Source organism: Anaplasma marginale str. Florida (genome assembly GCF_000215485.1).
GTDB lineage: Bacteria > Pseudomonadota > Alphaproteobacteria > Rickettsiales > Anaplasmataceae > Anaplasma > Anaplasma marginale.
This window is the reverse complement of the sequence record NZ_AFMS01000014.1, coordinates 1-7,566: the sequence shown is the minus strand read 5'-3', so window position 1 is coordinate 7,566 and position 7,566 is coordinate 1. Positions and strand designations below refer to the sequence as shown.

Genomic DNA, 7,566 nt, shown 5'->3' with positions numbered 1-7,566 from the left:
TGTGGTGGAATTCGGTCGTAAGGATATGGCGCTTCAGAGGTTTAAAGGTCTTGGTGAGATGAACGCAGACCAATTGTGGGATACTACGCTCAATCCTGAGACCAGGACGTTGCTGAAGGTCAAAATATCGGACTATGCTGCAGCCGATTCCATCTTCTCGGTGCTAATGGGCGATCTTGTCGAACCCAGAAGGGACTTCATTAACGATAACGCGCTCAGAGTCGAAAATATTGACTCATAAGGTTTTCTTTCCAGGTGTAGTTGCCGCGTCTATGGCCTAGGTTGTTGGGATTATACCCGGTCGCATTAGTTGGGGTATCTTTTAGTTTTACTTCCGCGCTATTTCCGGACCTATCTTGGTTATTGTTGTTGACGGGGTGATGTCACCTGATAAAATTGGTCCTGTTTTTAGGAGGTTACGATGGCAAAAGGTGGCAAGGTTGCTAAAACTGCTAGCAAAAATAATCCTAACCAACGTAAGAAAGGTAGCTCTGCCAAGATGTATGCCGGAAAGGCAGTGAAGCCCGTAAGGTACGTTGATAGGGATAAAGGGCACGTGTTCATGGCGGCCCAGTTTGACGACGGTAATCTGGTCGAGGGCTCTGACGGGATTCCGGTGCAGTGGTCAAGCATATAGGGGTGCCGTGGTCAAGGTGGTAGTAAACTCTACGGAGATAGAAGTCGAAGAGGGGGTTACTGTCCTCCAGGCATGTGAGAGCGCCGGGGTCGAAATTCCGAGGTTTTGCTATCACGAACGTCTGGCTATAGCCGGAAATTGCAGGATGTGCCTGGTGGAAATTACCGGGCAACCCAAGCTCGTTGCTTCGTGCGCCATGCCTGTATCTGAAGGTATGGAGATAAGCACTGGCAGCGAAAGGGTGCGCAAGGCCAGGGAAGGTGTACTTGAGCTACTACTGATAAATCATCCTCTGGATTGCCCAATTTGTGATCAAGGGGGAGAGTGCGACCTGCAAGATCAAGTTATGGGCTACGGGCGCGGTATCGGTAGGTATGATGAATGTAAAAGGGCCGTATCGAAAAAGGCATTTGGCCCCCTTATAGAAAACTCGATGAACCGGTGCATCCACTGCACCAGGTGTGTGAGGTTTCTGTCAGATGTTGCAGGAACATATGAGTTCGGCACCTTTGGCAGGGGGGAAAGCATGGAGATAGATTCTTGCATCAAGCAGGGTGTGCTTTCCGAGTTGTCTGGCAATATAATAGATCTATGCCCCGTAGGCGCTCTTACCTCAAAGCCGTATTCATTCAAGGCCAGGCCGTGGGAGCTCTCTCATTGTGACACGATAGACGTCTTAGATGCTGTGTGCAGCAATATCAGGGTCGACTCTCGCGGTCTTGAGGTCATGCGCGTTCTGCCGAGGCTGAATGAAGACATAAATGAGGAGTGGATTTCAGATAAAACGAGATTCTCGTACGATGGCTTGAATGTTCAGCGCCTGGATAAGCCTTATGTGAGAAAGCGCAATAAGCTTGTAGAGGCTAGTTGGGATAAAGCGCTTGGACTGGTTATGGAACGCTTCCGTAATACGCCGCCTGGTGGTATAGCCGCGATTTCTGGTGACCTGGCGGATTGTGAATCTATGTTTTTGTTGAAAAAGCTGATGTGTCACCATGGTAGCGAAACCATGGAATGCAGGCAAGATGGAGCTAAACTGCCGCCAAACCCCAGAAGTATGTACCTGTTTAATACGTCGATTGCAGGCATAGAAGAGGCAGACTTGTGCTTGCTGGTGAATGCGAACCTGAGGTTTGACGCACCCATAATAAATGCCAGACTGCGCAAACGATATCTGGGCGGCGGCATTGTTATTGCTGCTGCGGGATGTGGTTTTGACTACACATATGCGGTGCAGGATTTGGGGCGAGAGCTCAGCGTGTTACGGGATATTTACGATGGACATCACGAATTTTGCGGGGCTTTGCAGGCTTCAAAAAGGCCGATGATTGTGCTAGGGCAAGACGCGCTCGTTTCGGATGTAGGAGGGGAAGTATTGGAGCTGGCTGCCCGCATTGCAGAGAAGTTTAATATGGTTCGGGATGACTGGAATGGGTTTAATGTGCTTCACAGAGCGGCCGCTAGGGTTGGGGGGTTGGATATAGGCTTCCTTCCGAAAGATCCAAACAAAGTTGGAGTACGCGAGATTTTGCATAAGGCTTCCAGTGGCGATTTCCAGATGTTATATCTTCTCGGTGCGGATGAGATAGATCTCGGCCCCGTAAAGGACGCCAATCCTGCGCTCTTTGTGGTGTATCAGGGGCATCATGCGGACCGTGGTGCGCACATTGCGGATGTTGTACTGCCCGGTGCTGCGTATACGGAAAAAAGGGCCACTTACGTCAATACTGAAGGGAGGGTGCAAAGAACTGAGGTTGCGGTTCGCTCCCCTGGGGATTCAGTGGAGGATTGGATGATATTAAATATGCTGGCAGAGCGCGTTGGATGCGATTTTCGTTATAGTTCAGTTTTTGACGTTTGGAAGGAGCTTGCGAGCGTTGGCGACCAGTTTAGGGAAGAAAACATAGGGAGCTTGGTTGCTGCAAAATGGTCCGCGCCTAGCAAAGGCGGTAAGCCGCGGTTGCCCGCATTGAAGGGGGAGTTTACTGTTGAGCGAAGGAATTTTTATATGACTGATCCTATAAGCAGGGCGTCTGCGACCATGGCCAAGTGTACTAAATTTTTCACAGAGAAAGCCTGCTGATATGGATATCCTCCAGAGATTGATGGCTCAACTGTTGTCGTCTGGGTCGTCGGTTTTTGTCATGCTCTCCGCGATTGTGGGAGTTATGATTTCGGTTGCGTACCTTGTATACATGGAGCGCAAAGTTATTGCCTTTATGCAGCTGAGGCACGGTCCGAGCGTTGTTGGGCCGTTTGGCCTGCTACAACCGTTTGCTGACGCGCTAAAGCTGGTGACCAAAGAAAGTATTGTTCCGCTGCAGTCGAGGAATTTTGCTTTCTTTATTGCGCCTGTTATCACATTCACTCTCGCGCTGTCTGGGTGGGCGGTCATACCTCTTGGGGCCAGTACGTATGTGGTCAACGGCGTTGAAACTACCATTCCCGCGTCTATTGCCAATATCAATTTGGGGGTTTTATACATCTTTGCCATATCTTCTCTAGAGGTTTACGGGATCATCATGGCAGGATGGTCTAGTGGCTCAAAGTATGCGTTTCTAGGCGCAATCAGATCTGCCTCCCAGATGATTTCCTATGAGGTGTCCATGGGGCTGGTTGTCCTGTCAGTGGCTGTATCGGCTGGGTCTCTAAGATTGGTTGACATTGTTGTGATGCGTCACACCATGCCGTACTGGGTGGATTTGCTATTGCTGCCCATGGCGTTCGTGTTTTTTATTTCAATACTCGCCGAGACGAATCGCCATCCTTTTGATCTGCCTGAGGCCGAGTCGGAACTGGTTTCCGGATATAACGTTGAGTATTCATCCATGCCGTTCGCCATGTTCTTTTTGGGTGAATATGCCAACATGATTCTCGTCAGTGCCATGATGACGATATTCTTTTTGGGTGGGTGGTATCCCCCAATAGACGTCCAATTTCTGTATTTGATTCCCGGATTTGTGTGGTTCTGCCTGAAGGTTCTGTTGCTGCTGTTTTGCTTTATATGGGTCAGAGCGACCATACCACGCTATCGGTATGACCAGCTCATGAGATTGGGATGGAAAGTATTTCTGCCGTTTTCTTTCGTGTGGGTGATGGTGGTTTCTGGGGTACTTTTATATCTAGATAAGCTGCCTAAGTAACAGCGGCCGCGTGAGACCCTCCCACAATTGCCTAGAGGTCGGGTGCGCAAGCCGCTCGCGAACTTTTAGGCTGGGGGAACAGCTTGGTACGCTGTAGATACAAGCTGGGTCTGCATCCTCCTGTAAATTTTAATATGTAAGGCAACTATTGCCGCTCAATTCCCCCTCGTGCTGTTTTACCTCTGGAGTAGGGGTAGGTGTTCTAGGTAGACCTGAGCCATCATGCTCTTCATTCTCCACAAGTGTTATCGAGGTTTCTGGAAAGCTTTGGCCTGAGCCTGTCCAATTCTCAGCACGAAGTATTTGTGCGCCTATACTGGGGGATGCATCCCTATCATCAGGTCCTGTTTTCCGTTGCAATGACTCTGCTGCGCTGTCATGCCCAGATGTAGTACTGCGCAAACTGTCGGTCAGCCCCGCTATCGCACTTTCCAGCGTTTGTTTGGCGTCACTGGATAACCGTGCTAGTACCGGTGCTTGCTCTGAATCTGTGGAAGAAGCTGTGGAAGACCTACTGCGGGTTGAGAAAGTGCTGGACACACTGCTACTTCGCGCTCTCTCTTTCTTGTGTTCAAACTGCTCCGTAATTTCTTGCACCGAGCCAGAAAAAATTTCCTGCGGACTGCCGAGCTCTGTTGCAGCATGCAAACAGGTATTTGTTATATCTTTGAGGAGTCTCTGCCCATCTGTCTGATCAATGGCTGACTCTTCTCCAGCTCCCAACTGCGGCCACGTTATACCTGATGGTGGCTGCGCCCTTTCTTGTTCCACCGCCTCTACGATCCTCGGCAGATATTCCAGAGAGATTCGCATTGTAAAGTTATTAGAGGATCTACGTGCAATTTCCCGGACCGACGATAGCGCGGACTTTATTTGACTATCAACTTCTGCTCCAAATCCGTAAGGTGAGTTATATTCCTCGGAGAGTTTTTGGCCACTATCCTCTATTTGTATGTCATCATTGGTTATTTGCAGTATCGGGGTGCCGAGCACAGCGCATCTTGCGCCATGGTCACGCATAACTTCCACTATTGCCTCTGCTATTGCTGATTTTCGCCTATCTGCACTGAGCGTAGTATCGTTCTCTATAGTTTTGTGTCGTGATGATAGAGCTGATGCAATATCCTCAATATTGCAGGTAGCTGGTATGTCAAATGCGTAGTAAGAGCCGGTCTGCTTACACACGTGCATGATACTCTGCCAAGCAGTCACTGTATCTAGGACGCCTGCCTCTGATACAGTTTCCTGGTCTTCATGGCTTTGATCTGAAGCCAGGTTGTTGCTGCTGTCCTGTACTCCTAGGCCGCGCAATATATCAGCAGTTTTCTGTGAGAGCTGTGATGAAGGGGGAGTTTTGCGTCCTCAACATAGGGGTATTGCTCCGCTACATCTGGTGCCGCAAGTGCACTGCTAGCTTGCCCTGTGTGCAGCCCGGCGTCATAAGTGGGATCCCATGAAAGCTCGTGGAGGTCCTCTTCTGCCACACTTAGACTATCTGCCTGCGTGCAATACTCTTCATCCTCTGCGCTTATCACGCCTTCGTCGTCGCTTGTAAACGACGCAAAGCTTACTGATCTGCTGCGTTCCCGATCCAAGCTGTGTTGTTCGCCCGTTTCATGGGGTGCAGATTGCCGCGCGCTTGGCATCCCGTACGCAGTGCTGGCCTGTCTTCTTGATCCCACGGTAATTTCATCGCACAGCATGCAGGTGTTCGCGATATCCTTCAATATCCTTTCTCCATCTGCCGAGCTAATGTTAGGGGCGTTTAGATCAACCTCTGTAGGGGGGCTATCCTTGATTTTCTGTACAGCTATTGCCAACATAGGAAGATGCCGCAGAGGCATGTTGATTGTACAATCCACCGAGGACCGATCGCAAACGTCTGTTATGAACTGTAGCCCTGACTTTATTTCAGCATCAAGATCTTTTCCAAACCCGTAAGGAGAGGTCCAGTGATCGGGTATGCTGATGTTGGGGTGTTGCACCACACCGTTGAGCACAGTGACCGTTGGGTTTGTGCCCAAATCTTTAAATTCAATGTTATGTTGCGCCAACGTTGCGGGGATCGCCTCCTTGAGTTCGCGTGCAGCGTCTTCCTTCCCAGCATCATCGTCTGCCGTATATTGGTCACGAAGCGCCTTAATAGCTGCGGCGGCTGAGGCCACATCGCTATTTTCGTTGGTATTAAATGCATAATAGTTGTTAATATAGTTGCACACGCCCGTTATGCTGGCCCACTCCCGAGTCCCCTGTGCACCATCTTGTATATATTTGAGGGTGCCAACAGCGTGTGCACTTTGCTCAGTTGTAGCAGCTGCATTGACGCGTTCAAAGTTTGTCAACGCGCTAGCCGTTGGTTGTGGTATAGCTTCTTCCTGGTCGGAGTGTTGCTTTGAATTGCCGATGCTGTCACCGCCAATATTTGCTGCTGCGTCTACAGTGTTGCCGCGTACTTCGTCAACGGCGCCGTGATCCTGCCCATCAATTACACTATGTGGCTCAGAGCTGTACGTAGATTTCCCCGCGTCATCTGTTGCCTCCTCGCCGTATGCTTGTGCGGTTGGGTAAGGTGTAGTAGGGGATTCCTCAGTTCCGTCTTCACGTCCAACCCCACTGTACATTTGCGCTGTGTCTGTGTGCGGTGGGCCAGGCTCTGTCTGAGGAGACACACTGGCGCTAGAGCCATCCCCTAGGTCAGCTATACTGCCGCGCGGTACAGGGTGCAGTGGCTGAGGATCTTCTGCCTCAGGCCTCACATCAGGGTAAGACGCACTCCGCTGCCTACCACGAGTTGTACCACCCGGCTCTTCTTGTATAGCATTAACGTCTTGTGTGGTGAGCGATGCCATATTTCCGTCATGTCCGGGTTCGCGGTTCCCGGGGTTTTGCGCTTCACTATGGGGTGACTGCAACCCTTCCGCGTGCGGTTGACCAACCTCTGCCCGAAAAGACGCACCGCCGTCGGGGCCATCCCTTCGGTCAGCGGTACTGCTGCGCGGTGCAGGGTGTGGTGCAGAGCTTAGTTCAGAGCCAGAGACACCGTTAATGTAGTTCTGTAGTTGGGGTAGGTCAGAATCTGATTCTTTCGGCCTTACATCAGGGTAAGATGCACTCCGCTGCCTACGATATGCTGTGCCACTGCGCTCTTGTACGTCGGCGCTTGGGTCACTATGTGCGTCCTGCATGACGGGCGTTGCCGCATCTCCATCACGTTCAGGACCTCGTTCTCCTGAGCGCTGTTCGCCCATATCGGGTGATTGCCCTGTTTCCTGCGCGACGTCTAGGCTTCGCGCACGATCCGCTGCAACTTGCGCTGGTTCAGCTTTCCAGACGCCGTTTCTCAGCGCATCTTCCAGAGAAAACCCTCCTACGTATACCCTACAGTTGTTGAAGTTTAACTTTTCCCCTTTGCTGCCACATTTGTTTATGGAATCAGGTGCTACGCTTATCTTCCCGTCCGCATGGACCATTACGACCACTTTCTGTTCGGGGCCTTGCGCCGGCTTCCAGGATAAAGTCAGCTTTACGACGCCTTCAGTAGCTACATAGTTGCGCTTGTTGCCTACTTTTTCTACGTAACCTCGGTCTTGGCCTTGGTTAAAGTCAAATGTAGCTTTACTCAAATTGTTCTTGTTACATAAGTCACTGTAGAGCAGCTTGGTGGCCAATAGCGTGCCACCGCCCAGTTTTATCGCTATAGTCGCGCCAGATATGTCGCAGTGTGAGGATTGGTCTTTCTCCTTGTGCCTGACGAAGCGTTTGTCCGTTTCGTTTTGTGCCTCTTGC

3 protein-coding genes and 2 pseudogenes are annotated in these 7,566 nt (G+C 50.7%); 4 read left to right on the top strand and 1 reads right to left on the bottom strand.

All coding sequences use genetic code 11. The features are described from left to right. From GAC_RS00525 to nuoH, 4 genes and pseudogenes are all read left to right on the top strand, one after another. Positions 1–241, top strand: a pseudogene (locus GAC_RS00525) (hypothetical protein); the annotation flags it as partial. Between the two features lie 180 nt (positions 242–421). Continuing rightward, the gene (locus GAC_RS00520) at positions 422–637 is read left to right on the top strand and encodes a hypothetical protein (RefSeq protein ID WP_010267645.1); all 216 of its coding nucleotides are present in this window, start codon (positions 422–424) and stop codon (positions 635–637) included. A gap of 7 nt (positions 638–644) precedes the next feature. Continuing rightward, positions 645–2,720, top strand: a complete 2,076-nt coding sequence (gene nuoG, locus GAC_RS00515) for an NADH-quinone oxidoreductase subunit NuoG (protein ID WP_010264599.1) — start codon at positions 645–647, stop codon at positions 2,718–2,720. A 1-nt stretch (position 2,721) separates the two neighbouring features. After that, entirely contained in the window at positions 2,722–3,780 is a 1,059-nt protein-coding gene (nuoH, locus tag GAC_RS00510; protein ID WP_012658961.1) for an NADH-quinone oxidoreductase subunit NuoH, read from the top strand. Between the two features lie 129 nt (positions 3,781–3,909). Here the strand turns inward: nuoH and ankC are convergent. After that, positions 3,910–7,566: pseudogene (ankC, locus tag GAC_RS00505) on the bottom strand (ankyrin repeat domain-containing protein AnkC); the annotation flags it as partial.